The organism is Streptomyces sp. x-80, from assembly GCF_046549095.1.
Classification (GTDB): Bacteria; Actinomycetota; Actinomycetes; order Streptomycetales; family Streptomycetaceae; genus Streptomyces; species Streptomyces celluloflavus.
Genome location: NZ_JAJPWM010000017.1, coordinates 59,984 through 84,720, shown reverse-complemented (window position 1 = coordinate 84,720; position 24,737 = coordinate 59,984). Strand labels below are relative to the sequence as shown.

The window sequence follows — 24,737 nt, the reverse complement described above, 5'->3', positions numbered from 1 at the left end:
CCCGAGGGGGTGTGCGGCGTGTCCGACCATGAGCAGGCCGACGAGGCGGCGGACGCCGCGGCGGACGCGGCGTCCGGTGACCGGAGCGCCGAGAGCGACGCGGCGCGCCGAAGGCGCCGGGCGCAGTTCCTGCGTGAACTGCACGAGGCCAAGGAGCTGCGGGACCGCGTCCAGCCGCGCCGCGCACGGGCCGCCCGGATGCGCCAGGCCGTGCGGATGCGCACGTTCCGCTGGTAGCCGCGCGGCTACGCGCCCCCGTCCGCGCTCCGGCACGTGAGCGACATCTCTCATAACGTACGCACGACGCAACGCCGAAGACCCGGCGTGGCGGCGCTGTTTCTGCCACGATTCCCAGGGGGCGGGACCTACGGCGCAGCCAGCGCCGCCCCGCCAGGCCCGGCACACCTATCCAGTGGGAGAGTCACGGTGTACTTCGCCGCACTGCTCGCGCGCACCGAAGACGGGTGGGAAGCGAGCGATACGGAGCTCGACAATGTGGAGACGCTGACCGATCTGGTCGATCTGGCCCGGGAGGCGGCGATCGACGACGACACGGTGGTGGCGTTCATCGAACAGGAGGATGCCTGGTTCGGCGTCATCCGGGTGGACGGCGAGGAGGACCCGCGGGTCTTCCTGTCCCACGCCGCCGCCGCCGCCAAAAGCTCGTACGGCGCGATGCTGACCGACGAGCTCCTCGGCCGCGATGAGGACGACATGACCGACCTCGACAGCCTCGACCTGGACGGCACGGAGGACGGCGAACCCGAATCGGACGCCAACGATGACGACAACCACCACATCCATACCGACGACTCCGCGGTGAGCGGCGCGGACACCCTCCTACCGCCGCCCGGCCCGCTCGGCGACGCCCGGCTCCTGGCCGACCTCGGCGTCAGCGAGCGGGAACTGCTCGCCCTGGACGGCGACGCGCTCTCCACCATCGCCGACGCCCTCGGCTGCACGGAAGTCCTGGAAGCCGTGCGCTAGCGGCGGCCGGCACGGAGAGCCGCCGGCCGTCCCCTGGGCCCCGCCCCGGTCACGTCCCCGACACTGGGGACATGACCGTCCCCCCATCCGCCCCACTGTCCTCCCCCGTACCCGACCCGCTGCGCGATCCCTGGACCGCGCCGATGCGGCGGGCGCTGGACGAGGCCGCGCTCGCCCCCGGGACCGGCGATGTCCCGGTGGGCGCCGTCGTGCTGTCCGCGGACGGCACGGTGCTCGGCACCGGCCACAACGAACGCGAGGCCACCGGCGACCCGACCGCACACGCCGAGGTCCTTGCCCTGCGGGCCGCCGCACGCTCCGTCGGGGAGTGGCGGCTGACCGGCTGCACCCTCGTCGTGACCCTCGAACCCTGCACGATGTGCGCGGGCGCGATCGTGCTCTCCCGGGTGGACCGTGTCGTCTACGGCGCCCGCGACGCCAAGGCCGGCGCCGTCGGCTCCCTCTGGGACGTCGTCCGCGACCGCCGCCTCAACCACCGCCCCGAGGTCATCACCGGCGTCCTCGAAGCCGACTGCGCCGCCCTGCTCACCGCCTTCTTCCGCAACCGCTGACACCGCCCCCGCCCGCCCCTCCCCCGTCACCCGATTTCGGAGCACGGCCCCCCGTGGGCTAAGCTCTCTCTCGGTAGCGTGTCCGAGCGGCCGAAGGAGCACGCCTCGAAAGCGTGTGAGGGGGCAACCTCTCCGTGGGTTCAAATCCCACCGCTACCGCTCATAAACACCCCTCTGACCTGCGGAAACGCGGTCAGGGGGGTGTTTTGCGTGCTGCTTGGGCAACACATGTGCTGCCCAAGCACTCCGACGAGACCACTTCTGTCACCAACTCCCCTACGGGCGAGGGCTTCTAAAGCAGCCCTCGGTGGGAGCGCCCCCACAGGGTCTTGCAGAGGCCAGCGGGATGTTCCCGGATGCAAGAGCAAGGCATCCGCGATGCGCCTCGGGCGCCGGGCACGCGGGATTCCTGGCAGCGGCATTGACCGGGCGGACCCGTCGGGCGGCGGTGCCGGGGCTACCAGCCGGCGCAGAGGGCCAAATCAGGTGCCGCATCGCTGTGGCTGAAATGCGCTTCCACCAGGGCGGTTGTCAGTGCTGCATGCCATGGTCGCTACGCATAGCCGGGAGCGCTGTCAGCGCTCGCAACGGTGGCGAGCACTTGGCCAAGGGGGAGGCAGAGCATGGCTGGTGAAAGCTTCGAGGTGGACACCGATCAGCTGAAGTCCGCTGCTCCGACGTTCCACCGGGAGTCCGTGGCCCTGGAGCGGGCGAAATCCAAGCTTCGGCATGCGTTAGGCGGGTTAGGGGAGCCGTGGGGCAGTGACGAGCAGGGCAAGAAGTTCGAACATGTCTATGCCCCACACCGGGCGCAGATCGAGAAGGCGGCTGAAGCTCTGGCCAAGGGCCTGTCGAGCATCACCAAGGCCATGAGCGATATGGCGGCCAACCATGAGGAAGCTGACCGCTCGGCCAAGTCCGGCTTCGACGGCGGTAAGTGATGGGGGCTGCCGACAAGGCCAAGGAGATCGTTCAGGATCTGACCGGCATGTGGTGGCCGGAGGGCGACGAGGACGAACTGCGCGAGGCCGCCCGCGCTTGGCGCACCTTCGCCGACGAGGCCGCCTGCCACAAGAAGGCCCAGGACGTCATCGACAACAACAAAGGCAAGTCGATCGAGGCGTTCGGCGGCTTCTGGAAGAAGTACCACGGCGGCGGCAAGGGGTATCTCGACGACGTCGCCTCCGCCGCACGGAACATGGCCAAGGCGCTGGACAAGTTCGCCGACCAGATCGCCGAGGCCAAGAAGAAGATCGAGCACGAGCTGGAAATCGCCGGGGCGGTCCTGGTCGCCGGAACCGTGTTGGCCCTCTTCACCGGAGGTATCAGCGAGGTCGCCGCAGCCGGCGCCATCGAAGCGATCATCGCGGCCGCCAGTACGGCGGGCGTCGCCGTTTCCGCCACCGTCGCCGAGATCGCCGGAACGGTCCTGGCCACCGCCGCCATCGGCGGCATCGAAGCCATCACCGTCGACGTAGTCGTCGCTCAAGGCGGCCGCAACCTCCTTGGCGACCAGCACGGAGTCAACCTCGCCGAGGCCAAGGACGCAGGCGTCACCGGTGTGCTCATGGGAGGCGCTTTCGGGGGCGCTGCCCGTACGGCACGGGCTGTTTCGGAAGTCGGCGGAGTCAAGACCGCGCTCCGGAACTTCGACGGAATTCACCTGGAATCCCTGGGATTCGGCGCTCCTCGATTCGCCATGACCAGCGGTGGTTCCCTGCCGCGTGGCTCCGCCTCCCGCATGTTCCGCGCCGCAAACGGCGACGAGGTCCCCGCGCTCCCGCCCCCTCCCCGACGGGGACAGCTGGCGAAGGGGAACGACGGTCCCTCACTGGAGCAGGTGCGGAAGATGCGCGACAAGCGCAAGCGCTGGTCCACAGGGGAAGACCACGTGCGCGAGATGTACGGCGGCAAGGGCGAGAAGCACTACCCCGTCCCCACGAATCAGGACCCGAAATACCCCGTCACCGCCACCGGCGGGCGAAAGGTCGACGTACCTGTCCCGCTGCCTGACGGCCGGACGCTCGGGGTCGAGGTGAAGACTTACCAGCAGTACCGCATGGTCGAGGTGGCCCCCGGCCAGCATGTACCTCAGCAAGTAGAGGTGCCGCTCAGCAAGCACATCAAAGAGCAGATCCACAAAGACATCGCGCTACGAAGAATGAATCCGGGATTCGACCCTCGGTGGGTATTCCTTCACGCAGGACCTTCGCAGGAATTACGTGAATACCTCAAGGAAGCCGGTATAATATTCGTGGAACACCACTAGGGAGAGAAGGAATGCAGATTTCCGCGTCAGACCAGGCTCGGGCCGACCTCGAACAGTGGGCTCAGGAGGCGCACGAAAATGTTCTCGGGATCGCCGACATGCTCAACGTCCCTGCCGAGCAGTACGAACAGGACGTGCTGATCCTGATCGGCCCACTACAGGATTACGTATCCAGGCTCCCGCTCGACGAATTCGAGCAGGACGACTGGTTCACCCTGCACAGTGACCTGGCAGCGTATGTGGCGGATGTCGGAATTCACGAGCACGGGGCGTCGTGGAAGGTCCTGGATGACGAGACCTCGCCCAGCGGCTTCCGCTACGTCATCGAGGGCGCGGCACTCGGCGGCGAAGTCAGCTCCGTAGACCCGTTCGATGTCGTCATGGAGGAATTCGGCAACCTCCCGATCCAGATCGCGCGAATGCTCGCCAACGCAGAAGTAGCGATCGGCGTGAACCCCCTTATCTGACGCGGTCTTGAGCAACGGCCGGGTGTACCGAGCACCGGGGCGGCTAGAAGTTGACACGGAATTGCGCGGCTCCGATTTGCAGGCCGCCGAGCGCGCGCCGCGCACCCAGGGGATAACTGGCAGAGGAATTTCCCCTTCCACCCTTGCAGGGCTTCAGCGCAGTCACCTGATGTCCAGTTCGCCATCGTGTGAGCCCGAGGAGAGCGAGGCGGCGTGCGCCGTCAGCCCGTTCTTCTGTCCGGCCCACTACCTGGAAGGCAGCCACCTGTCCAAGAGCGCCGCTCAGCTCGCGGCGGACGTCGCTGCGGCGGTACGGGAGATCAGCTACTCCACCGTCGAGCCGGCCGCGTTGCGGTATCCGCCGCAGGTCAGCGGCCTCGTGCAGCCCTTCGCGGCACCGGCCGATCAGCTCCCCCACGTCCTCGGCCGGCTGCGAGCCGCTGTCCGGCGGCGCGGTGCGGCCGGCCGGATCCGGAGGGGCGACGGCACCGGCCCCGGCCCGGCCGCCGAAGTCCCGAACGGCCAGGGGCCAGAGCACCACGTGATGACGCCAGACGCCTGCTTCACCTGGGACCACCGTCAACCGGGCGGCGGACACCACTGATTTTGCGCGGCGGACCGCGTATTTAGCGTGCGGCGGAAGTGCGCGGTTCCGGACCGGTCAGGACCCGGCCTAGCTTGTCGCTGTCGATCCACCGCATTTCCAGGGAGTACCAGGTGAGCCCCATGAAAGACCCCGGACAGTTCGAGCAGCTCTCGGTCCACCTCGACGATCTGGACCCCATGGGGATGCTCCACAACTCCCGCTACGTGGCCCTCGCCGAGCGCGCGATCAACGCGTACTGGGTTCGGCGCGGCTGGTCCCCGGACGCCGCGGTGTCCACGTTCCCCGACTTCTTCATGGCCATCCGCGAGGTCAAGGTGGTCTTCCACCAGCCGATCACCGGAATGTGCGCGCCGGTCGTCCACTTCTGGATCGAACGCGTGGGCACGACCAGCTGCGTGCACGGCTTCCGCGTGCTGTCCGCCGACCGGTCGGTGGTCCACGCGGAGGGCCACCGCGTGATCGTCAACCTCGATCCCAAGACGCTGCGTCCCGCCCCCTTCAGCGACGAGTTGCGAGCCGCCGCCGGGCTGGAGCCGCAGCCGCAGGCCGCTCTGAGCGCGGCGTGACGGGTGCTCAGGGCGTCCACCCGTCGGCTTGTAGCGCGGGCACCAGCCCGGTACGCCCCGTGATGCCCAACTTCCGGTAGGTACGCGTCAGATGCTGTTCGACCGTGCGCGGCGCCAGATGCAACCGGTCGCAGATCGCCGCGTTCGTCAGCCCGCGAGCCGCCAGGTCCGCCACCGCCCGCTCACCGCGGGTCAGCGCAGTGACCGGCCGGGTGCCCGGCCGTCGGCCGTGGGCGCGCAGCGCCTCGCGGACCGCGGGGACGACCGCCCCCCACCCGTTCTGCTCGGCGATCCGCAGCGCCTCGGTCAGTGCGTCCGGTTCGTCGAGCGCCAGCAACGCCCACATCGATGCGGCCCGAGCGGGGGTGTCCCGGGTGACGTCGACGGCCTCGCGCACCAGCGCCTTGTCGCCGTGGACGATCCCGGCCGTGCTCAGCGCGAGGCCCAGCGTGTGCGGGGTGCCCCACCGGCGGGCGAGGTGCAGCTCCGCGTCGGCCAGCCGCTGCGCCTGCGCCGGGTCGCCGAGGCCGTGCGCGGCCAGCGCCGCAATGGGCCGCCACGGTGCGATCAGCGGGTTGGCCACCGTCTTGGGCAGCAGCCGGCCGCACATGAGCGCGTCCGCGAGCGCCTCCGCCCACCGGTGCTGCGCCAGCCGCAGGGCGGCCCGGGTGGCTGCCGCGACGAACTGGTCGGACGCGCGGAGTTCACCGAGGGCCAGTGCCCCCAGCGCCGCTTCCGCCTCGTCGGGACGCCCTGCCGCGAGCAGTGCGCCCGCGACGTACCCGTTCGAGTAGGGCAACGGTTTTCCGCTCCCCAGGGCGATCCCGGACGCCTCGAAGTCCCGGGCGGCGGACAGCGCGGCGTCGGTGTGCCCGGTCAGCAACGCGCACGCGTACCGCGCCCAGGCCGCGCCCCGCAGCACCTTCGGCCAACCGCGGCGAGCCGCCAGTTCCTCCGCCCGCGCCGCCCAGGCCAGGGCCTCGTCGAACCGTTCGGCCACCAGCAGCCCCTGGACTGCCCCGAGCGGGATGGACATGTCGGCCGCCTCGGGTTCACCGGAGCCCCAGAAGAGTTCCAGCGCACGCGTCGCGCGGGCGGCGGCGGCCGCGGCGTCCGACATGATCTCTCCGGCGAGCTGGGCCCGCGCCGCGGCGACGATCGCCGGGCCGTGCGGGTGGCTGTCGGCCACGGCCTCCACCCGGTCGAGGAGCGCGCGGACCGGGCTGTCGGACAACCAGCCCGTACCCATCGAGCGGGCGATCAGGGGCAGGGCGGCGGCCAGGTCATGCTCGGCGACCTCGTCGATGACGCTGCCCACGAGCTTCGTCCCGGCGATGAACCCCTCGGTGTTCAACGTGGCGAGGAGCAGATCGGAGGCCACCTGGGCATACAGCCGGCCACTGGTCAGGGGCAGTACGTCCGTCAGCATCTCCCGCGAGGCCACGGCATCGTCGAAGATCAGGGCGGCGCCGAGCCCGGCGCGCAGCCGCAACCGCAGGTCGTCGGGCAGGCTGGCCGCGCTCAGCGCGTGCCGCAGCAGGGTGGCGGCCGACTCGAACGCGCCCACCCGGTGGGCGGCCTCCGCCGCTTCGGCCAGCGCGTCGACCTGCCAGCCCGCGTGGGGCGGCCCGGCCTGAAGCAGGTGGGCGGCGGTCCGCTCGACCGTGCGGAAATGGCGGTGGCAGAGTTCCGCCGCCTTCGCATGCCAGGCACGGGCGCGCAGCGGATTGAGCGTGGCGGCCACCGCCGAAGCGACGATGGAGTGCACGAACACGACCGCGTCCCGTTCGTACCGCACCACGCGGCCGCGGAACAGCGCGTCCAGGGCCGACGCGGCTTGCTCCGTCCCGAGCCCCGCCACCTCGACGGCCAGTTCGAGACGGCCGTGATCACCGGTCACCGTCAGCGCCTGCGCCAGCTCCAGGGCGCCGTCCACGGTCCGCAGGCGGGACGCCGTGCGGTCGACGACAGCACGCGACGTCACGGTCGCCACGTACGGGACGCCGTCCCCGGTCGGGCGTACGCCCTGTTCCCTGAGCACGGCCAGCGCCTCGGCGACCAGGAACGGGTTGCCGCCGCTCGCCGCGTGGCAGGCCCGCGCGAACTCGTCGTCCACCTCGTCGTCGAAGACCCGCCCGGCCAGTTCCGCGACGTCGGCCACTGCCAAGGGCGCCACCCACACCTGGTGCGCACGCGCGGTCAGTTCGGCGACGAGCGGCTCGCCGTTCGTGTCGTCCAGGCGCCGCCCGGCCAGCACGGTGACCGCCAGTGTGCCGATCCGGGTCGCGACGTAGTTGAGGAAGCGCAGCGAGGCGGCGTCGGCCCATTGCAGATCGTCGACGACCAGCAGCACAGGCCCGGCGACCGCGATCTCCCCGACCCGGGCGAAGAGCGCCTGAATCGCCTCGAACGGAGCCTCGGCCCGCGTCTTCAGCAGGGCTCCGTCGAGCTCCGGAAGCAGCTGCCGCGCGACGCCGAAGGCGAACTCACGCTCCAGCACACTGCCGTTGGCCCACAGCACATGAACCCCCGCGGCGCGCCCGAGATCCCCGGCCTGCCGCAGCAATGTCGTCTTGCCGATGCCCGTCTCTCCCGACAGGACGATCACCTGGCCCTGGCCTCCGGCCAACGCCCCGACGGCATCGGTCAGCACCCGGAGCTCCGAGCCTCGCCCCAATGGCGCCTCCGCCATGCCCAGAATCACCCGGACCTCTCCCCTTTGCTCTCGCAGCCGGTCAACCCTATCCCAGTCGGATATCGCTCCTTCTCGGACCGGCCGCCCGGGACTGTCCAGCACGCGGTGAGGTGATAAATGGATTCACTGTCTTTTTCCTCCCTTCCTCCCATTCCCTTCCTCTCATCCCCTTCCAGCTCTCGCTCAGAAAGATTGAGGTGAATCCACGTATGCGCAAACGCAGACCCGAGGGCATTTCAGGCACGCGGAAGGCGTTGTTCACCGCCGCGGCGGCCGTTCTCCCTGGTCGTCGGCCTCACCGCCCTGGGTCCCCGGTACCCACCGCACGCTCCGGGGCGAGACGGTACTCAAGTCCGCGATGCAGGCGAATATCGCCGAGGACGAGAACATCTTCGGCGCGTACCGGTACGTCACTCCGATCGGGTACGGCTGCGCCATAAAGCCTGCTCACCCGACAACGAATTCAATGACATGACGTTCTCCGGAAAACTGGCGGGCATCATCGGTTCCCTGAAGAAAAATCCGGAGGAATTCCGGCACGATTTCCCTTGAGGACTCCACCACTGCCGGGCAGCTCGTCGAAGAGATCGGCGACGGCCTCGCCGACGGCACGGATGCCGCCGCCATGGTGTTCCGGCCCGACCGGAAGGGGGCAGGGAGAACGGCCGGCCCACGGTCCAGGTCGTGGGCCCGTCGGCGTCGGCGTCGGCGTCGGCGTCGGCGTCGGCGTCGGCGTCGGTGTCGGTGTTCTCACGGTGCGGTCGGGCCCTTGTCCCGGTGGTGGGCGGTGGGCCGGTCCGTATGCTCCTGGTGACCTGGTGGCGCGGGAGAGGGACGGTGGTACGCGCGGGGCCGGGGCGGTCGCGGTTACCGCTGGTGCGGCGAGCGGTCCGCCGGCCGGAGCGGGGGAAGGCATGGAGCTGTTGGTCGGCCGCGAGGCCGAGTGCGAGGAGTTCAAGGGGCTGTTCGCGGCCGTCGCCGGGGAGTCCGCCGCGTCGCTGGCCTTCGCCGGGGAGCCCGGTATCGGTAAGACCGCGCTGCTGCGCGAGGTGGAACGCCGGGCACAGGAACGCGGCTTCCTCGTGCTGCGGGCCCGGTCCGGTGCCCTGGAGCGTGACTTCGACTTCGGCGTCGTACGGCAGCTGTTCGAGCCGCTGTTCCTCGCGGACCCCGTCGACGGGCGGCGCCGCATCCCTCCCCAAGAGGCGCGGGCGCTGCGTTGGATCGCCGAGGAACCGCTGCCCGCGGGGGCGCCGGAGCCCGGCCCCGGATCCTTCGCGGACCGGTCGCGGGAGGTGACCCGGCTGGTGGCGGCGCTCTGCCGCAGGGAGCCGGTGCTGCTGTCGGTCGATGACCTCCACGAGGCGGATACCGCTTCGCTGCGCTGGCTGAGGTACCTGGCGGCACGCATCGCCCCGCTGCCGCTGGCCATCGCCGTGGCCACCTGTACGGGCAGCCCGGCCGAGGGGGCGCTCGGTGAGCTGCTGGGCCGGCTCCGCACGGTACGGCTGGGCGGGCTCGGCACGCAGGCGGTGCGCACACTGGTGGAGACGGTGCTGCCCGGCCCGGACCCGGCCGCGCTCGCCGCCGCCTGCCGTGAGGTCAGCGGCGGCAATCCGTACCTGCTGCTGGAAGTGCTGCACACGCTGCGCGGGCCCGCGGCGGTGACGCCGGACGACGTCCACCGGCTCGGCCCGGCGTCGGTCGGTCGCGCCGTGCTCGCGCGCCTGCACCAGGCGATGCCCGCCGCGCCCCGGCTCGCGCGGGCGGTCGCGGTCCTCGGCGACGGCGCCGACCCGGCCGTGGCGGGCGCGCTGGCCTGCCTCACGGAGCAGCAGACGGAGGAGGCCCACCGGGTCCTCGTACGGCTGGGTGTGCTGCGCGACGCGTGCGCACCGCACTTCACGCACTCCGTCGTGCGCACCTCGGTCGCGGCGGAGATGACCGTCGTGGTCCGGGGCCTGGCCCACGCCCGAGCCGCCGGACTGCTGCACGACCGGGGCGCGCCGCCGGAGCGGGTCGCCGACCAGTTGCTGTCCGCGGCGCCCAGCACCGCTCCGTGGGCGCCGGACGTGCTTCGCGAGGCCGCCGCCACCGCCTCGCTGCGGGGCGCGCCCGGGACCGCGGTCAGATATCTGCGCCGGGCGGCGGAGCTCGCGCCCAGCCTGGAACTGCGCACCGAGCTGGCCGAGGCCGAACAGGAGGCCAACCTGCCCGAGGCCGAGGCCCGGCTCGCGGACCTGCTCGCCGAGGCCGAGGATCCGCGGCTCAGAGCGCGCGTGGCCTGGTCGCTCGGCCGGTCGATGCTGCTGCGCGACGGCTTCGAAGCCGGTATGGCCATACTGGATCCGGAGCTGCGACGGCTGGCCGGGATCGCGCCGGAGGAGGCGGCGGCCGAGGGGGGACGGGCCGTCGCCTGGGCCCGGAACCTCAACACGCCACCCCGTCTGATCCACGCCTGGCACGGCGGACCGCTACCGGAGGCGGCCGGGGCGGACCCCTGCACCGCCGCCCTGCTCGCCCACCAGGAGGCCGAGTCCGGCGGCTCACCCCAGCGGGCCGTGGAGCTGGCCCGGCGGGCACTGACCGACGGGCTGCCCGTCCGGCGCGACGAGCGGATCGTCGCCTGGACCGCGGTGGGCGCCCTGCTCGCGGCGGAGCGGCTGGACGAGGTCGAGACGTACTGCGCCGCCGCCCTGCGGATGGCGGCGGAACGGGGCTCCACCACACTGGAGTTCCTCGCCCACTCCCACCTCGCCCGAGCGGCGCTGATCCGCGGCCGGCTCACCCAGGCCGTGCGCAGTGCCCGAGCCGGGCGGGCGGCCCTTTCCCGGCTGCGGTACCTGCCGCCCGACCGGGACGACCTCGGGTTCACCCTCGATGTGCTCACCGAGTGCCTGGTCGAGCGGGGTGACCTGGACGAGGCCGGGGGCCTTCTCGCACGGCACGGCTTCGGCGACGGTCACCCGCTGGCGCGGCCGGAGCAGCACCGGCTGGCCCATGCGCGCGGACGCCTGCGGCTCGCCCGCCGGGACGCCGGGGCCGCGCTGGCGGACTTCCTCACCTGCGGCGGACAGCACGACGACGGAACCGGCCCGGCCGTGGCAGGCCCCTGGCGCGGATACGCGGCACTCGCCCACCTCCGCCTGGGCCGTCCGGACGAGGCGGCCCGGTTCGCCGAACAGGAGCTGGCCATGGCCCGCCGGTGGGGCACGCCGTACGTGCTGGGCAACGCTCTGGTCACCACGGCGGAGTGCCTGCCCGGCAGCCGGCGGGAGTTGCTGGAGGAGGCGGTGGCGCTGCTCGAACCCTCGCCCTGCCGCTACACCCTGGCCGCCGCGGTGACCGCCCTCGGCGAAACCGTCCTGGCCGGCGAACACGAGCGCGGTGTGGAACTGCTCTACCGGGGATTCGAGCTGGCCACCGCCTGCGAAGGCGCCCCTGTCCTGGGACAGGCCCGCGCCCTGCTGCGCGGCACCGGGCTGCGCCCCAAGAGGCCCCGCACCGGAGCGGCGGCGCTCACCGCCCGGGAGCGGCAGATCCTGGAGTTCGCCCTGCGCGGCCTGTCCAACGGGGAGATCGCCGACCTGCACTTCCTCACGCGCAGAACGGTCGAGCAGCACCTGACCCGTGGCTACCGCAAGCTGGGCATCACCGGCCGGAGCGAGCTGACCGACGAACTGCTCGACGGCGCTCCTTGAGCTACCGGGCGGTGGCTCGCTCCTTGAGGTCACCCCGTCTACGGCACCAGGCCCGCCGCGGCCAGCACCGGGCGCAGGCCCGCGCGTCCGCCGATGCCCAGCTTCCGGTAGACGTGGGTCAGGTGCTGCTCGACCGTGCGCAGCGTGAGCAGGAGTTCCTCCGCCACCTCCCGGTTGGTGGCGCCCTCGGCGGCACGGCAGGCGATCAGCCGTTCCTGCCGGGTCAGCGCGGGGACACCGGTGATGCGCCGGGGACGGGCGCCGGCCCCGGCCAGAGCGGACGCGGCGCGGGCGGCATGCAGCCCGGCGCCGCAGCTGACCGCGGTGTCGTAACCGCGCATCAACTGCCGTACGGCGTCGTCGCGGTGGCCCCGCTCCCACAGCGTCTCGCCCAGCAGGACGAGGCCGTGCGCGCGATGGCACTCCGCGCGTCGGTCCGTCAGCAGATCGAGCGCCTGCTCGATGGTCTCCGGCTCGCCCAGGACCCGGCCGTGACGGGCCAGCGCCTGGCTCAGGGTGAGCGGACCACCCCAGCGGCGGGCCCGCGCCACCTCCGCTTCCGTCAGGTCCCGCGCGGCCTTCCGCTCACCCAGGGCGAGCCGCACCAGGGCGGCCTCCGAACGCCATGGCATCAGCGACGGGTTGTCGGTGTGCCACTGTGTCGCGAGCGCGCCGGCCCGCTCGATCAGTTCCAGCGCCGGGTGGTGTTCCCCGAGGGCCGCGAGGTTGCGGCCGCGCTGGAGGAGGAAGGGCTGGAAGTCGTCCAGGTGGGACAGCGCGGAACGCCCGCGCGGGGAATCCCTCAGCTGGAGCAGGTGCGGGTGTTCTCCCTGGGTGACCAGGGTCTCGACGTACAGGGTGACGCGGACCGCGTACCAGGCGGTGTTGGCCTCGCCGGATATCTGGGCGTACCGGATGCCCGCTTCCAGTTCGTCCCGCGCCCGGCGCAGCGCACCGGCCCGCAGATGAGCCAGACCACGGATGTACTGGCGGCTCGCCTCGGCCGCCCCGTGCCCGAGCCGGCCGTCGGTGAACGCCTCGTGGGCCACCGCCGCCAGGGCCTCGTCCGTCTCGTCGGCGTGCAGAAGGGTCCAGGCGGCCTGGCCGAGGATCATCTGGGCCAGCCCGCCGGGGCGGCGGAAGGCGGAGCCGGTGGGGATGACCCGGTAGCGATCCGACCGGAGCAGGTCCTCGACCGCGCGCCGCGCGTGGGTGACCGCGGTCGCCGCCGAGGTGCCCTCCATCAGCGTCAGACAGGCCGTGGCCATGTCGGACAAGGGCCGCTCCCAGGGCTCGTTCCTGATCCGGGCGCGCAGGAACGCGACTCCGGCCCGATGGTCCCGGCCGGGTTTGAACCGCATCGCGCGCCCGGCCAGGGCCAGTCCGTAGTAGCAGGCCACGTCCGCCTTCTGGGACGCGTCCGCCTGGTCGAGCGCCTCCGCGAGCACGCGCATGCTGTCCTGCGGCGGTTCGGGACACCAGGCCAGGTGCGCCACCGCACCGGACCGGCCCACCGGGTCGTGGGCCAGCGCGAGGGACTCGGCCAGGTGGGCCGGGCCCTGCTCACCACCGGTATAGGATTCCAGCAGGCCCAGGTAGCAGAGCAACGGGGAGCGGTCCGGGTGGGGGCCCGTCAGGGCGTGCCGCAGGAAGCCCAGCGCGATGTCGGGAGCGTCGAGGGCGTGCGCCGACGTGGCGGCGGCGGCGAGCGTACGCGTCATCCACGGTTCTTCGGGCGGTCCCGCCTTCACCAGATGTGCGGCGACCACCTCCGTCGGCGCGCCCGTCTCGCGCAGCAGGGCCGCCGCCCGCGCGTGCGCGGCCCGGCGGAAGGGCGGCCGCACGGTGCCGTCCACGGCGTTGCGCAGCAGGGTGTGGGCGAACCGGATGCGGGAGGCGTCGGCGACGATGCCGGAGGTGACCAGTTCGGCGACCGCGTGGGCGGCGTCCGGCACATCGAGATCCGTCAGTGCCGCCAGGGTGGTGATGTCCATCTGGTCGTCGGCCACCGTCAGCGCCCTGGCCAGTGCCCTGGCCCCGTCGGACACCCGGGCCAGGCGCTGACGGATCCTGCGGGTGAGGCCCTCGGCCGTGAACCGGTTCAGGGCCTCGGTGTCCGCCGGTATGCCGTGCCGGGCGAACGAGGTGACCAGTTCCGTCAGCAGGAAGGGGTTGCCGTCGGTGAGCCGGTGGCAGGTCTGTCGCAGGGCCGGGTCGGTGTCGGCCAGTGCGGAGCGCAGCCATGCGTCGGTGGCGTCCGCGTCCAGACCGGTGACCCGCATCCGGGTCCCGGCCCTGCACACGGCGTTGACCAGACCAGGGTCGGCCGGGGACTCGGAGTCGTTGAGGCAGGCCACGATCACGATCGGGATCTGCTCGCAGCGGTGGGCGAGGTAGCTCAGCCCCCGCAGCGAGGCCGCGTCGCACCATTGCAGGTCGTCCACCGCGAGCAGCGCGCCGTCGCCGGCGCCGAGCCGGGCCACCGTGCGGAACAGCGCGTGCAGAGCGGGCTGCGAGACGTCGGTGCCGGGGCCGGTGCCTCGGGTGGCGGGTGCCCTCGCGGGCCACGCCGGTCCGTCGGGGAGCGGCTCGTGGCCCGTGCTCCCGGCGGGCGGGCCGGACGTCCTCGTACCGGACGGGTGCGACGTCAGCAGACGGTGGGCCGTGCCGAAGGGGATCTCCGCGTCCAGCGGACCGTTGTCCGCGCTGCGGACGGCCAGTCCGCGTGCCGCCGCGTACGTGCGTGCCTCGGCCAGCAGCGTGCTCTTGCCCACCCCGCTGCCGCCGCGCAGCACGAGCAGCCCGCCCTGTCCCCGGGCGGCGCGGTCCACCGCGTCCCGCAGTGCCCTGAGTTCCGGCTCCCGCCCGAAGATCATCGTCTCTCCGATCCCACTTCACCCACTGTCGCGGGATCGGCCTGGTCGGCCGGGTGCTGGGCGCGGCCCGCGCGCAAGCACCGTAAAGGAGTCGTCACGTGTGCTCAAAAGGGATGTGAAAGGAATTCCCTCGGTGCCGCGCCGCCGATGTCTCGGAGGCGGGCGGTCGCCCCGTTCCTAGCGTGAGGGTCCCGGAAGACGGACCCGGACCGTCACCACCAGCAGGAGGAACGCATATGACCGACGACGATCGAACGGTTCGCGGGCCGCTCCGTCCCGGCGCCGGCCTCGCCGTGGCCGCGTTCTGACCGGTGGGGGCCTTGGTGCGGGAGGAAGTGCGGTGTGCGGTGCTCGGGGTGGTGCGCGTATGCCGGGACGGGCGGGAGATCCCGGTGGGCTCGCCCCAGCGGCAGGCCGTGCTGGCGGCGCTGGCGCTGCGGCCGGGCCGCGCGGTGTCCCTGGCGCAGCTCGTCGACGCGGTGTGGGGTCAGGAGCTGCCGGCCGGTCCGGCCGCCACCATCCGGACCTACGCCTGGCAGCTGCGGAAGAGCTTCGAAGGGGATCCGTCCGCGCCCGGCGTGCTGCTGTCGGCGGGCGACGGCTACCGGCTGGCGGTGTCCGCGTCCGCCGTGGACGCCCTGCGGGCCGAGTCGCTCGCCGGGCAGGCCGCGCGGGCGCGGACCGCGGGACGGCCCGAGGAGGCACGGGGGCTGCTGGCCGACGCGCTGGACCTGTGGCACGGCCAGCCGCTGTCCGGGGTGCCGGGCCCCTTCGCGCACGGTCAGCGCGCCCGGCTGGAGGAGCTGCGGCTGGCGCTGCTGGAGGAGCGCCTGGAACTCGACCTCCTGCTGGGCGAAGCCCCCTCGGCCCTTCCCGGGCTCGTCGAGCTGACGGTCACGCATCCGCTGCGCGAACGGCCGCACGCCCTGCTGATGCGAGCGCTGTGCGGGACGGGCCGCCGGCCGGAGGCGCTGACGGTGTTCGCCGCGTACCGGGCGCGGCTGGCCGAGGAGCTGGGGGTCGACCCGGGCGCGCAGCTGACCCAGCTCCATCTCGGGATCCTGCGGGGCGACCTGGCACCGGCACCGCGACCGGAACCGGCGGAACGCGGCCCGGCGGGCCCACGCCCCCTGAACCTCCCGGCCACCGCGCGACGTTGGCTGGTCCCCGCGCAACGGCCCGGCCCACCGTCGGCGCGGCGGCCGGTCCGTCCCCCCGCGCAACTGCCCGCCCCACCGGCGGACTTCACTGGCCGCGAGGACGCAGCCTCCCGGCTGAGCGCCCTGCTCACCGGGGGCGAGCGCCCGGCCCCCGCCATCGTCCTGGTCAACGGGATGGCCGGGATCGGCAAGACCGCGCTGGCCCTGCGTGTGGCACACCGGGTCCGCGCCGCGTATCCGGACGGCCAGTTGTACGCGGACCTGGCCGGGCTGTCGCGGACACCGGCCGACCCGGCGGCGACGCTGGCGGCATTCCTGACGGCGCTGGGCGTCGCGCCCGGCGCGGTTCCCCCGGGGCTGGACGACCGGTCCCGGCTGCTGCGTTCGGAGCTGGACGGCCGGCGCGTGCTGCTCGTGCTGGACGATGTGCGCGATGCCGCGCAGCTCAGGCCGCTGCTGCCCGGCTCCGCGAGCTGCGGGGTCGTCGTGACGAGCCGGACGGGCCTCGGGGGCCTGCCCCTGACCGGCCGGATCGCCCTGGACGTCTTCCGCCCCGAGGAGTCGCTCGCGCTGCTCGGCGCGGTCGCCGGACCCGCCCGTATCCCCGCGGAACACGAGGACGCGCTCGCGGTGGCCGAAGCCTGCGGCCACCTGCCCCTGGCCGTACGGATCGCGGCCGAGCGGATCGCGGCCCGGCCCAACCGGACGATCGGCGACCTGGCCGGCCGGCTCGCCGACGAGGGCCGCCGGCTCAGGGAGCTGCGGCTGGACGGCCTGACGCTGGAGGCCGCCTTCCAGGCCGGCTATCGGCAGCTGAGCGCCGACCAGGCGAGGGCGCTGCGGGTGCTGGCCGCGATGACGTCCCCGGACGCCTCCGACCTGTCTCTCGTGTCCGACGTGTCCCTGGTGGCGGCTGCCACGGTCCTGGACATGGCGCGGGACACCGCCGAGGACCTGCTGGAGTCGCTGGTCGACGCCGCGTTGCTCCGGTCTCCGCGGGCGGGCCGCTATCGCCTGCACAGCCTGGTGCGGTGTTTCGCCCTGCACCGGGCGGCCGAGGACGGCGGTACGGACACCGACGGGCTCGGCCGCCTGCTGTGCCTGCCGGTCGCCGGCTGAGACGGCTGCGGCGGCTGAGACGGCTGCGGCTGCGATCGCGATCGCGGGAGGGTGCGACGGCCCGGAGCCACGGTGCTCCGGGCCGCCCGTCACCGGTCCGGCAGAGAACCGGCGCGTCAGTAGTTCAGCGAAGGGCTGGCGGTGGTGACGTAACTGGCACCGCCGTTCCAGGTCACGCGCAGCTCGCCGCGGTAGACGTGACCGTGGGTCGGGTTGGGGAGCGAGGGGCCCGCGTGGTAGTTCCCGGTCCCCCGGCCCTCGGTGTCGGGCTGGCCGTCGCCGCAGCCCTCCGAACGCGTCCAGGTGACGTTGGTCGTCATGTCCTTGAGGACCACGTCGACCCGGCAGCTGTTGTCGGCGTAGTCGGTGAGCCCGAAGGCGCGCAGGGACCCGTCGGCCTCCCACCCGACACAGGCGCTGGGGACGTCATAGTTCTGCTCGCTGCACAGGTTGTTCCCGCCGGCGGCGGCGCTGGTGGCGCTCGCCAGTCCGGCGACCCCTGCCAGCGCCGTGCCCGCCGCCAGCATCGCGGTGGCCCGCTTGAACGTGTACCGACGCATCTCTTCATCCCTCGTGCAAGCCACCGGCCCGGATGACCGGCAGCGGTCACGAGCACTCTGGCCGGTCCCGATCACCACGGAATCAGTGCGGGGTGAACGGCGGCGCGGCGGCTCGTTCATCGGCCGCTGACCGGTTCCTGATCGCGCTCTTCAACCATCTCCGCATGCACCCTCTGATCCGATCGGCCGCAGTGGCCACCACCGTCGTCGTCTCCGCCCTGGCACTGACCTCCTGCCAGGACCTCACATCGGCCTCCCAGTCGCCCGCCCTGAAGACCAGCGCCCCGGCTCCGGCCACCACGGGCACGCCCTCGGGCTCGCCGGACTCCGCCAACTCCTCGGGTTCCGCCAACTCCTCGCGTTCCTCGGGCGGGGGCGCGGCGAAAGGCGGGTCCGGCCACGCCTCGCAGACGGGCGCGCCCGCCGGGAGCATGGGCGGCAAGGTCAGCCAGGCATGCGGCAGCAACGACCTCGACCTCAGCGCCCGCTCCGAGACCCAGGCCGGCGGCTACCTCCTGATCTCCGCCAAGGCGAAGCCGGGCATCACATGCGACCTGGACGGGCTGCCGGGCGTGGCCTTCGGCTCGGGCGGCACCGAGGCCACCAACGCCGAGCAGGTCGCCGGCGATTCGATCACCCTGAGCGGCTCCACGACGGCGTACGCCGGGGTCAACCCCAAGACCACCAAAGACGACGGCGGCAAGGAGCTGGCCGACATCATCGTGCACACCGCCGGCGACGGTCCTGACGCGGTCCCGGCCTCCCTCCATGTCGGCGCCTTCGAGGTCGATCGGCCCATCGTGACCAACTGGCACACGAACCCGTCGGACGCGGTGCCCGGCGACGGCACGGACGGCTGACGACTGCCGCGGAAGGACGTCGACGGCGTCCGCGCCCGCCCGGATGTGCTGCGCGCCCTCGGCTCGGCCAGGTGCGGAAGGTCCGGCCCCGGCTGCCGTCCCCCGTCCAGAGGCGGGAGCCGGCAGCCGGGGTGGCGGCAGGTGTCAGCGGCGGCCCAGCAGCCGGCGGATCAGGCGGACGATCAGCCAGATCACCAGGATCACGATGGCCACGATGATGAGGATCAGCACGATCAGGAAGATGCCGAGCTTCTTGAAGAAGCCGGCCTTCTTCTTCTCCTTGGCCAGCGTCACCCGCGCCGGCGTCGCGGCCTGAAGGCTCGTGTCCTGGACGTGCGGGGCGGGGCGCGTGGCGTCGGCCGGCGCGGTCTGTGCGGCCGGTGCCGTACGGGCGTCCGGGGCCGTGTGCCGGACGGCGGCCGCGGCGTGCGGCGCCGGCTCGCTCTGGGCCGCCACGGCCGGACCGGCGGCCGCCGCCAACAGGCCGAACAACAGCGCCAGCACCGCCGCCGGCCGTCGCCGGGTACGCCGCGGCGTCTCCGGCGTATGCGCACCGTGCCGACGCGAACCTGCCTGCTGCCGTGCGGAGTTCATCTCACCCATGCCTATCGTGTCCTTGGTCTTCATCGTGCCCGTCGTGCCCATCGTGTCGTTCTTGCCCATCGGTCCGTTCCCCCAGTCGTGCGGTCAGCCGGTGCCGCCGTGGTACGCGGGGGCCGGCATTCCGGCGGAGGTCTCGACCTCCAGCAGCGAGGCGCTCTGCCGCTCCTCGTCGAACGCCGCCCGGCCGCCGCGCAGCCCGAACAGCCGCTTGGCGAGCGCAATGTAGAGCACCGCGAGGATATTGATCACCAGAGTGGCGATCTTGAGCCAGCTGACCTTCTCGGTCAGCTCGTAGATCTCCAGCGGCAGGAACGCCGCCGTCGCCACCACCGTCAGATACTCCGCCCAGCGCTTGGCGCGCCACAGCCCCACGCCCTCGACGATCTCCACCAGGGCGTAGACGAGCAGCAGTGTCGCCACCAGCACCAGGGTGGAGTGCCGGTAGCCGAAGGTCTTCTGGATGGTGCCGACGACCGGGGAGTGGTCCAGGTCGTAGTGGAAGTGCCGGGCCACCGGGCGGATCACGTCGAGGTTCTGGTCGAAGAACCGGCGGACCGCGTCCTGGCTGTTGCTGAACTTCCATACGGCGACCGCCGCCAGCACGACGAACACCCCGCGGATCGCGCGTTCCACGGCCAGGAACCGCAGGATGAACAGATCGCGCAGTACCTTGCCGCGCGGGACGAGCGGGGCGTCGGCGGCCGGCCCGGAGCCGTGCGGGTCGCCGAGCACGAAGTCGCCGCAGCGCAGACAGCGCCACGCCGCACCGAGCGCGGTGGCCGCGTGCAGCCGCGCGCGCAGCGCGTCTTCCCGGGGGAGGTAGGTGACGTGCCCGCGGCGTGCGCAGGTACGCCGGTCCCAGTCGATCTTCATCGTCGGTGCCCCGTTTCCCTTCCGTGGTCGGACGCGTCGCCGCGACGCGACGCTTCCCGTGCCGCCGCGCGTCCCCGCCCCCTCCGTACTGTCGCGTACATGATGCTCCCCGGAGTGGTACGGAGAAGGGGACGCCGGGCGGACACCGGAAGGTTGCACGGTGACGGGGCGGCGGGGAGACGGGGCGGCGGGCGCTCCCGGAACGAGGACGAGCGGGAGCGCGAGCGGGAGCCCGGCCGCGTACGCGAAAGAGCCCCGGTTCCGGGCCGCGTATCGGTCGGCCCGGAGCCGGGGCTCCGGTGGTTCGGTCGGGGGAAGCGGCATCGGGGGGACAACCCGCTTCCCCCGAAGAGGACCGAACCTCCAAGTCCACGCCGCATTCAGGGGGAAGCTTGCGGCGCGGACCCCGCAGTGAGGTCCTGGTCCCGGGCCCTCCGGATTCCTGCCAGATCCGTTGGGCTCGTCCCCCATCCTGCCTGCCCCGTATTCCCCAACAGCCGGGCAAAGGACCTCGCTTGGGGGGCCTTTGGTCCTTAAAGGCCGGGTGAGGGGCGGCCCGCCCGCGGGGAGCGGGGGTGTGGCGAGCGGGGCGGCACGGGGGCGGGGAAACCGGTCGTCCACGGCTCCGTGACGGCTCTGAAGTGGAACGATACGGCGATCGAACCCACCAATATCGAACACCAGTGGTTACACTCACCCGACCGCATCCGGGAACCCGCCCGGGGCGTGCGGGGACTGCCGTAGGGGGAGACGGACTGATGGCACAGGCGAAGAAGATCGTGTTGTACCTGGTCCTCATCTTCGTGCTCTACACGATCATCACGTCCCCGGCGCGGGCCGCCGGCCTGGTCCAGATAGGGTTCGAAGGCATCTCGAACGCCGCTCAGGGCGTCGGCGAATTCATGACCCAGCTGGTCAGCTGAGCGCGCCCCCGGACCCGTCCGCACCGTTCACCCGCCCGCACGGAGGCCCCAGTGATCCGCCACCTGGTCCTGTTCAAGCTCAACGAAGGTGTCTCCCGCGACGAGCCGCGCGTACAGGCCGCCGCGCGGGCGTTCCAGGAGCTGGCGGGCCGGATTCCGGAGCTGGAGTCCTGGGAGTGCGCCTGGAACATCACCGACCGTCCGATCGCGTACGACTTCGCCATCAACTCGTCGGTGGCCGACCGGGACGCCCTCAAGCGCTATGCGGAGCACCCGGCCCACCAGGCTGCGGCCGGTCAGTGGCGCGAGTTCGCCACCTGGGTGATCGCCGACTACGAGTTCTGAGCCGCGCCGCCCGTAGCGCCGCACCGCCCTTCGGCCCCGCGCCCCTCGCTCCCCTCGTCCCGTCCCCCGAGCCCCTCGCCCCGCGGCGGGGGGCTTCACCGTGCCCCCATGGGGCCGAACGGGGTACGCCGTGACACCCCTGACGGCACCCCGGACAACCCCCTGAGCGACCCCCTGAGGGCCACCCGTACCGGCACAGGTCCGTACGAGGGCGTTTCACCCCAACTCTCTGCCCAACACGGCGTTATGGGGTGCTTGCACACAGTGCACATGTCTTGTGATGCTATGACCGCTTTTGCCGGATGAATGCACTGTGAAGGGTGGCGTGACCGTGACTGCCCGTACTGCGCCCAAGGCTCCATCCCGCGAGAGCCGAAGCGCGGACACGCGGGCGCTCACCCAGGTGCTGTTCGCCGAGCTGAGCGGCCTCGACCCCGGAACCCCCGAGCACACCCGGGTCCGCGCCGCGCTGATCGAGGCCAACCTGCCGCTGGTCCGCTACGCGGCGGCCCGGTTTCGCAGTCGCAACGAACCGATGGAGGATGTCGTCCAGGTCGGCACCATTGGCCTGATCAATGCGATCGACCGGTTCGATCCCGACCGTGGCGTCCAGTTTCCGACCTTCGCCATGCCGACCGTCGTCGGCGAGATCAAGCGCTACTTCCGTGACAACGTTCGCACCGTCCACGTCCCGCGCCGCCTCCACGAGCTATGGGTGCAGGTCAACGGCGCGACCGAGGATCTGACCGTGCTGCACGGCCGCTCCCCCACCACCGCCGAGATCGCCGACCGTCTCAAGATCGGCGAGGACGAGGTGCTGGCCTGCCTGGAGGCGGGGCGGTCATATCACGCCACATCCCTGGAGGCCGCCCAGGAGGGCGACGGGCTGCCCGGTCTGCTGGACCGTCTCGGCTACGAGGACCCGGAGCTGGCCGGCGTCGAGCACCGCGACCTCGTCCGGCATCTGCTCGTCCAGCTCCCCGAGCGCGAACAGCGGATTCTCCTCCTCCGCTACTACAGCAATCTGACACAGTCCCAGATCAGCGCGGAGCTGGGCGTGTCGCAGATGCATGTCTCGCGGCTGCTCTCGCGGAGCTTCGCCCGACTCAGGTCCGCAAACAGGATCGACGCCTAACCGATACGAGCGACCCGTTCTCGCGCAGATATGTCGACTTGGCGCTACAGCGTGTTGCCGACATGTGACATTCTGCTGGAACCGCGTTTGCCGTGGCGCCGCCTCCGGTATTCAGGTGGAGGCACAATTCCTCGGTCCGCCTCGGTCCGGGGACATGCCACAGCGACCCGACCGCGACCTCAAGGGGGTGGCATGTCCGTAGAACTGGGCAGCTCGAAGGTGCTTCCCGCGATTCCCGCGCCTGCACCACACGTGCATGACGACGCCATCAACACCCGCACGCTCTCCCGCTCCCTTTTCCTGCGGCTCGCCACGCTCGACAAGGACAGCGCGGAGCGTACGTACGTCCGCGACACCCTGATCGAGCTGAATCTCCCGCTCGTGCGGTACGCCGCGGCGCGCTTCCGCAGCCGCAACGAGCCGATGGAGGACATCGTCCAGGTCGGCACGATCGGCCTGATCAAGGCGATCGACCGTTTCGATTGCGAACGCGGCGTGGAGTTCCCCACGTTCGCGATGCCGACCGTCGTCGGGGAGATCAAGCGGTTCTTCCGCGACACCTCGTGGTCGGTACGGGTGCCGCGCCGGCTCCAGGAGCTGCGTCTCGCGCTCACCAAGGCCAGCGACGAACTGGCCCAGAAGCTCGACCGCTCCCCCACCGTCACCGAACTCGCCGTGTGCCTGGGAGTGTCGGAGGAGGACGTCGTCGACGGCCTGGCGGTCGGCAACGCCTACACCGCCTCCTCGCTCGACTCCCCCTCCCCCGAGGACGACGGCGGCGAGGGCTCCCTCGCGGACCGCCTCGGCTATGAGGACACCGCGCTGGAGGGCGTCGAATACCGCGAGTCCCTCAAGCCGCTGCTGGCCAAACTCCCGCCCCGTGAGCGCCAGATCATCATGCTGCGCTTCTTCGCCAACATGACGCAGTCCCAGATCGGCGAGGAGGTCGGCATCTCCCAGATGCACGTCTCCCGTCTGCTCACCCGCACCCTGGCGCAACTGCGCGAGGGCCTGATCTCGGACTGACCGCCGGGCGGCGGCAGGCGGCCGTACCGCCCGTACCGGCGGGCCCGTCGTCGCCGTTCCGACAGCCTGTGGCGCCGTGCCACCGACAGCCTGTGTCGCCGTGCCACCGGCAGTCCGGTCGCCGTACCGCCGGCAGTCCCGCATGGGCGGGTTCCAGGGGGTGTGGGTGTACGCGGGGCCTGGTGTACGGGCAGTCTGGTGTACCGGTCCTTTCACGGGCATGTACACCTGACGTACCGTCACTCACACTGTCCCGATGCGACGGACGACGGCAGTTGCCTCCGCCTCGGCGGCCGTACTGTGCCTGGGCGCCATCCTGTTCACCGGCTGCGGGTCCACGGCCGGCCGAAGCTACCTCGCGCTGGGCGCGGCAGGCCCCGCCGACAGCCGGGCGCCGACGAAGCCCGTACCCCCGCGGGACGGGGTCGAGCTGACGCCGCTGGACGGCGGCGACAACGGAGAGAGCGACGTCAGCGGTGGTGGCGGTGGCCGTCGCGGTGATCTGGGTCCCAGGGGGCCGGGCGGGGCGTCCGGAGGCGGGGGCGGCTCGTCGGGGTCGTCGGGGGGTTCGGGCGCGCCTGGTACCTCGCCGTCGGATGCGGCGGCGGCAGCGGGGCACGGCGAGGGCACCGGTGGCGGACCGACCAGCTCCCCCAACTCGCGTCCTGGTACGCCCAGTTCACCGTCCGGAAACCCTGGGAGTTCCGGGAACCCTGGAGGCGCGAGCGGCGGCGATGGCGGAGGCGACGGCAGTGGCTCCCCGGGCACCGGACACCACCCGGGCACCCCCACTCCCACCACTCCGCCTGACACCGGCTTCCCCACCATTCCCGCCGGGCCGAACGCCCCCGCCGGCCTCCTGATCGGCAAGCCGGCCCTCGCCGGTACCGATGTGCGCTGGTGCGAGCAGGTCACCCTCGACTTCCTCAACACCGCGAAGAACCCGGTGACTTCCGGCACCGTCACCTTCGGCACCCACATCATCGGCCTCCTGGGCATCGACTGGGCCACCGTCAACTCCACCCACAGCCTGCCGCTCCCCCTGGCGCCGGGCCGACGGACAACCGGCACCTGGCGCGTCTGCGTGGACGCGTGGCGCGTACCGCTGGGGATGCACATCGAGACGCGGGACGTGACGTTCGGCTGGAAGTGACCCGGAGGCGCGCCTGAGCCTGGCCCGGCCGGGGATCTGGAGGTGGCGCAGCTGTGCCTGCCGGGTCCGGGTCGTCAGGGCCCGGGTCCGGGTCGTAAGAGCCCAGGTCCGGGTCGTCAGGGCCCAGGTCCGGGTCGTCAGGGCCCAGGTCCGGGCCCGCTCGTCCGAGCGGGATCTTGACCGGCCCGTGCGGGGCTCACGCCGCTGTAGGCGCGGTGGGGCTCACGTCGTCATGCGCGT

21 protein-coding genes and 1 tRNA gene are annotated in these 24,737 nt (G+C 72.1%); 17 read left to right on the top strand and 5 right to left on the bottom strand.

The window, feature by feature from the left end; genetic code table 11:
• Positions 1-18: 18 nt before the first annotated feature.
• From ACLJWH_RS29735 to ACLJWH_RS29695, 9 genes are all read left to right on the top strand, one after another.
• On the top strand, positions 19-237 hold the full coding sequence (locus tag ACLJWH_RS29735) for a hypothetical protein (protein WP_411144867.1): 219 nt from the start codon (positions 19-21) through the stop codon (positions 235-237).
• A 189-nt stretch (positions 238-426) separates the two neighbouring features.
• The gene (locus ACLJWH_RS29730; RefSeq protein WP_411144866.1) at positions 427-987 is read left to right on the top strand and encodes a hypothetical protein; all 561 of its coding nucleotides are present in this window, start codon (positions 427-429) and stop codon (positions 985-987) included.
• Positions 988-1,058: 71 nt separating this feature from the next.
• A complete protein-coding gene (tadA, locus tag ACLJWH_RS29725; RefSeq protein WP_411144865.1) occupies positions 1,059-1,559 on the top strand; it encodes a tRNA adenosine(34) deaminase TadA in 501 nt (166 codons plus the stop codon).
• A 72-nt stretch (positions 1,560-1,631) separates the two neighbouring features.
• A tRNA-Ser gene (locus ACLJWH_RS29720) sits at positions 1,632-1,718 on the top strand.
• A 464-nt stretch (positions 1,719-2,182) separates the two neighbouring features.
• Positions 2,183-2,500 carry a WXG100 family type VII secretion target gene (locus tag ACLJWH_RS29715; protein WP_411144864.1) on the top strand — a complete coding sequence of 106 codons (318 nt, stop codon included), beginning with the start codon at positions 2,183-2,185 and terminating at the stop codon, positions 2,498-2,500.
• Entirely contained in the window at positions 2,500-3,828 is a 1,329-nt protein-coding gene (locus tag ACLJWH_RS29710; protein WP_411144863.1) for a hypothetical protein, read from the top strand. The genes ACLJWH_RS29715 and ACLJWH_RS29710 overlap by 1 nt, the downstream gene beginning before the upstream one ends.
• Before the next feature lie 11 nt (positions 3,829-3,839).
• Positions 3,840-4,295 carry a hypothetical protein gene (locus ACLJWH_RS29705; RefSeq protein WP_411144862.1) on the top strand — a complete coding sequence of 152 codons (456 nt, stop codon included), beginning with the start codon at positions 3,840-3,842 and terminating at the stop codon, positions 4,293-4,295.
• 169 nt (positions 4,296-4,464) lie between these two features.
• A complete protein-coding gene (locus ACLJWH_RS29700) occupies positions 4,465-4,899 on the top strand; it encodes a hypothetical protein (protein ID WP_411144861.1) in 435 nt (144 codons plus the stop codon).
• A 122-nt stretch (positions 4,900-5,021) separates the two neighbouring features.
• A complete protein-coding gene (locus ACLJWH_RS29695; protein WP_411144994.1) occupies positions 5,022-5,468 on the top strand; it encodes an acyl-CoA thioesterase in 447 nt (148 codons plus the stop codon).
• A gap of 7 nt (positions 5,469-5,475) precedes the next feature.
• Here the strand turns inward: ACLJWH_RS29695 and ACLJWH_RS29690 are convergent, their stop codons facing one another.
• Complete coding sequence (locus tag ACLJWH_RS29690) at positions 5,476-8,160, bottom strand: AAA family ATPase (RefSeq protein WP_411144993.1); 2,685 nt, start codon at positions 8,158-8,160, stop codon at positions 5,476-5,478.
• Positions 8,161-9,077: 917 nt separating this feature from the next.
• Here ACLJWH_RS29690 and ACLJWH_RS29685 point away from each other — a divergent pair.
• A complete protein-coding gene (locus ACLJWH_RS29685; RefSeq protein ID WP_411144860.1) occupies positions 9,078-11,864 on the top strand; it encodes an ATP-binding protein in 2,787 nt (928 codons plus the stop codon).
• Between the two features lie 38 nt (positions 11,865-11,902).
• Here the strand turns inward: ACLJWH_RS29685 and ACLJWH_RS29680 are convergent, their stop codons facing one another.
• The gene (locus ACLJWH_RS29680) at positions 11,903-14,740 is read right to left on the bottom strand and encodes an AAA family ATPase (protein ID WP_411144859.1); all 2,838 of its coding nucleotides are present in this window, start codon (positions 14,738-14,740) and stop codon (positions 11,903-11,905) included.
• 392 nt (positions 14,741-15,132) lie between these two features.
• Here ACLJWH_RS29680 and ACLJWH_RS29675 point away from each other — a divergent pair, with 392 nt between their 5' ends.
• The gene (locus ACLJWH_RS29675; protein ID WP_411144858.1) at positions 15,133-17,019 is read left to right on the top strand and encodes a BTAD domain-containing putative transcriptional regulator; all 1,887 of its coding nucleotides are present in this window, start codon (positions 15,133-15,135) and stop codon (positions 17,017-17,019) included.
• Between the two features lie 116 nt (positions 17,020-17,135).
• Here ACLJWH_RS29675 and ACLJWH_RS29670 read toward each other — a convergent pair whose 3' ends face one another.
• Positions 17,136-17,579, bottom strand: coding sequence for a hypothetical protein (locus tag ACLJWH_RS29670; RefSeq protein WP_411144857.1), 444 nt, complete (start codon positions 17,577-17,579; stop codon positions 17,136-17,138).
• Positions 17,580-17,743: 164 nt separating this feature from the next.
• On the opposite strand from ACLJWH_RS29670, the gene ACLJWH_RS29665 reads away from it, so the two are divergent.
• Positions 17,744-18,439: a DUF4232 domain-containing protein gene (locus tag ACLJWH_RS29665; RefSeq protein ID WP_411144856.1), complete on the top strand. Its 696-nt coding sequence runs from the start codon at positions 17,744-17,746 to the stop codon at positions 18,437-18,439.
• Between the two features lie 144 nt (positions 18,440-18,583).
• On the opposite strand, the gene ACLJWH_RS29660 is transcribed toward ACLJWH_RS29665, so the two are convergent.
• Complete coding sequence (locus ACLJWH_RS29660; RefSeq protein WP_411144855.1) at positions 18,584-19,102, bottom strand: hypothetical protein; 519 nt, start codon at positions 19,100-19,102, stop codon at positions 18,584-18,586.
• Between the two features lie 24 nt (positions 19,103-19,126).
• Positions 19,127-19,915, bottom strand: coding sequence for a DUF2127 domain-containing protein (locus ACLJWH_RS29655; protein WP_411144854.1), 789 nt, complete (start codon positions 19,913-19,915; stop codon positions 19,127-19,129).
• Between the two features lie 758 nt (positions 19,916-20,673).
• Here ACLJWH_RS29655 and ACLJWH_RS29650 point away from each other — a divergent pair.
• The 5 genes from ACLJWH_RS29650 (at position 20,674) to ACLJWH_RS29630 (ending at position 24,497) form a co-directional block, all read left to right on the top strand.
• Positions 20,674-20,838, top strand: coding sequence for a hypothetical protein (locus tag ACLJWH_RS29650; protein ID WP_165484985.1), 165 nt, complete (start codon positions 20,674-20,676; stop codon positions 20,836-20,838).
• A 51-nt stretch (positions 20,839-20,889) separates the two neighbouring features.
• Positions 20,890-21,183, top strand: a complete 294-nt coding sequence (locus tag ACLJWH_RS29645) for a Dabb family protein (RefSeq protein WP_411144853.1) — start codon at positions 20,890-20,892, stop codon at positions 21,181-21,183.
• Between the two features lie 325 nt (positions 21,184-21,508).
• On the top strand, positions 21,509-22,318 hold the full coding sequence (locus tag ACLJWH_RS29640; protein ID WP_367432566.1) for an RNA polymerase sigma factor SigF: 810 nt from the start codon (positions 21,509-21,511) through the stop codon (positions 22,316-22,318).
• A gap of 192 nt (positions 22,319-22,510) precedes the next feature.
• Positions 22,511-23,344 carry an RNA polymerase sigma factor SigF gene (locus tag ACLJWH_RS29635; RefSeq protein ID WP_411144852.1) on the top strand — a complete coding sequence of 278 codons (834 nt, stop codon included), beginning with the start codon at positions 22,511-22,513 and terminating at the stop codon, positions 23,342-23,344.
• A gap of 256 nt (positions 23,345-23,600) precedes the next feature.
• On the top strand, positions 23,601-24,497 hold the full coding sequence (locus tag ACLJWH_RS29630; protein WP_411144851.1) for a hypothetical protein: 897 nt from the start codon (positions 23,601-23,603) through the stop codon (positions 24,495-24,497).
• The last annotated feature ends 240 nt before the right edge of the window (positions 24,498-24,737 follow it).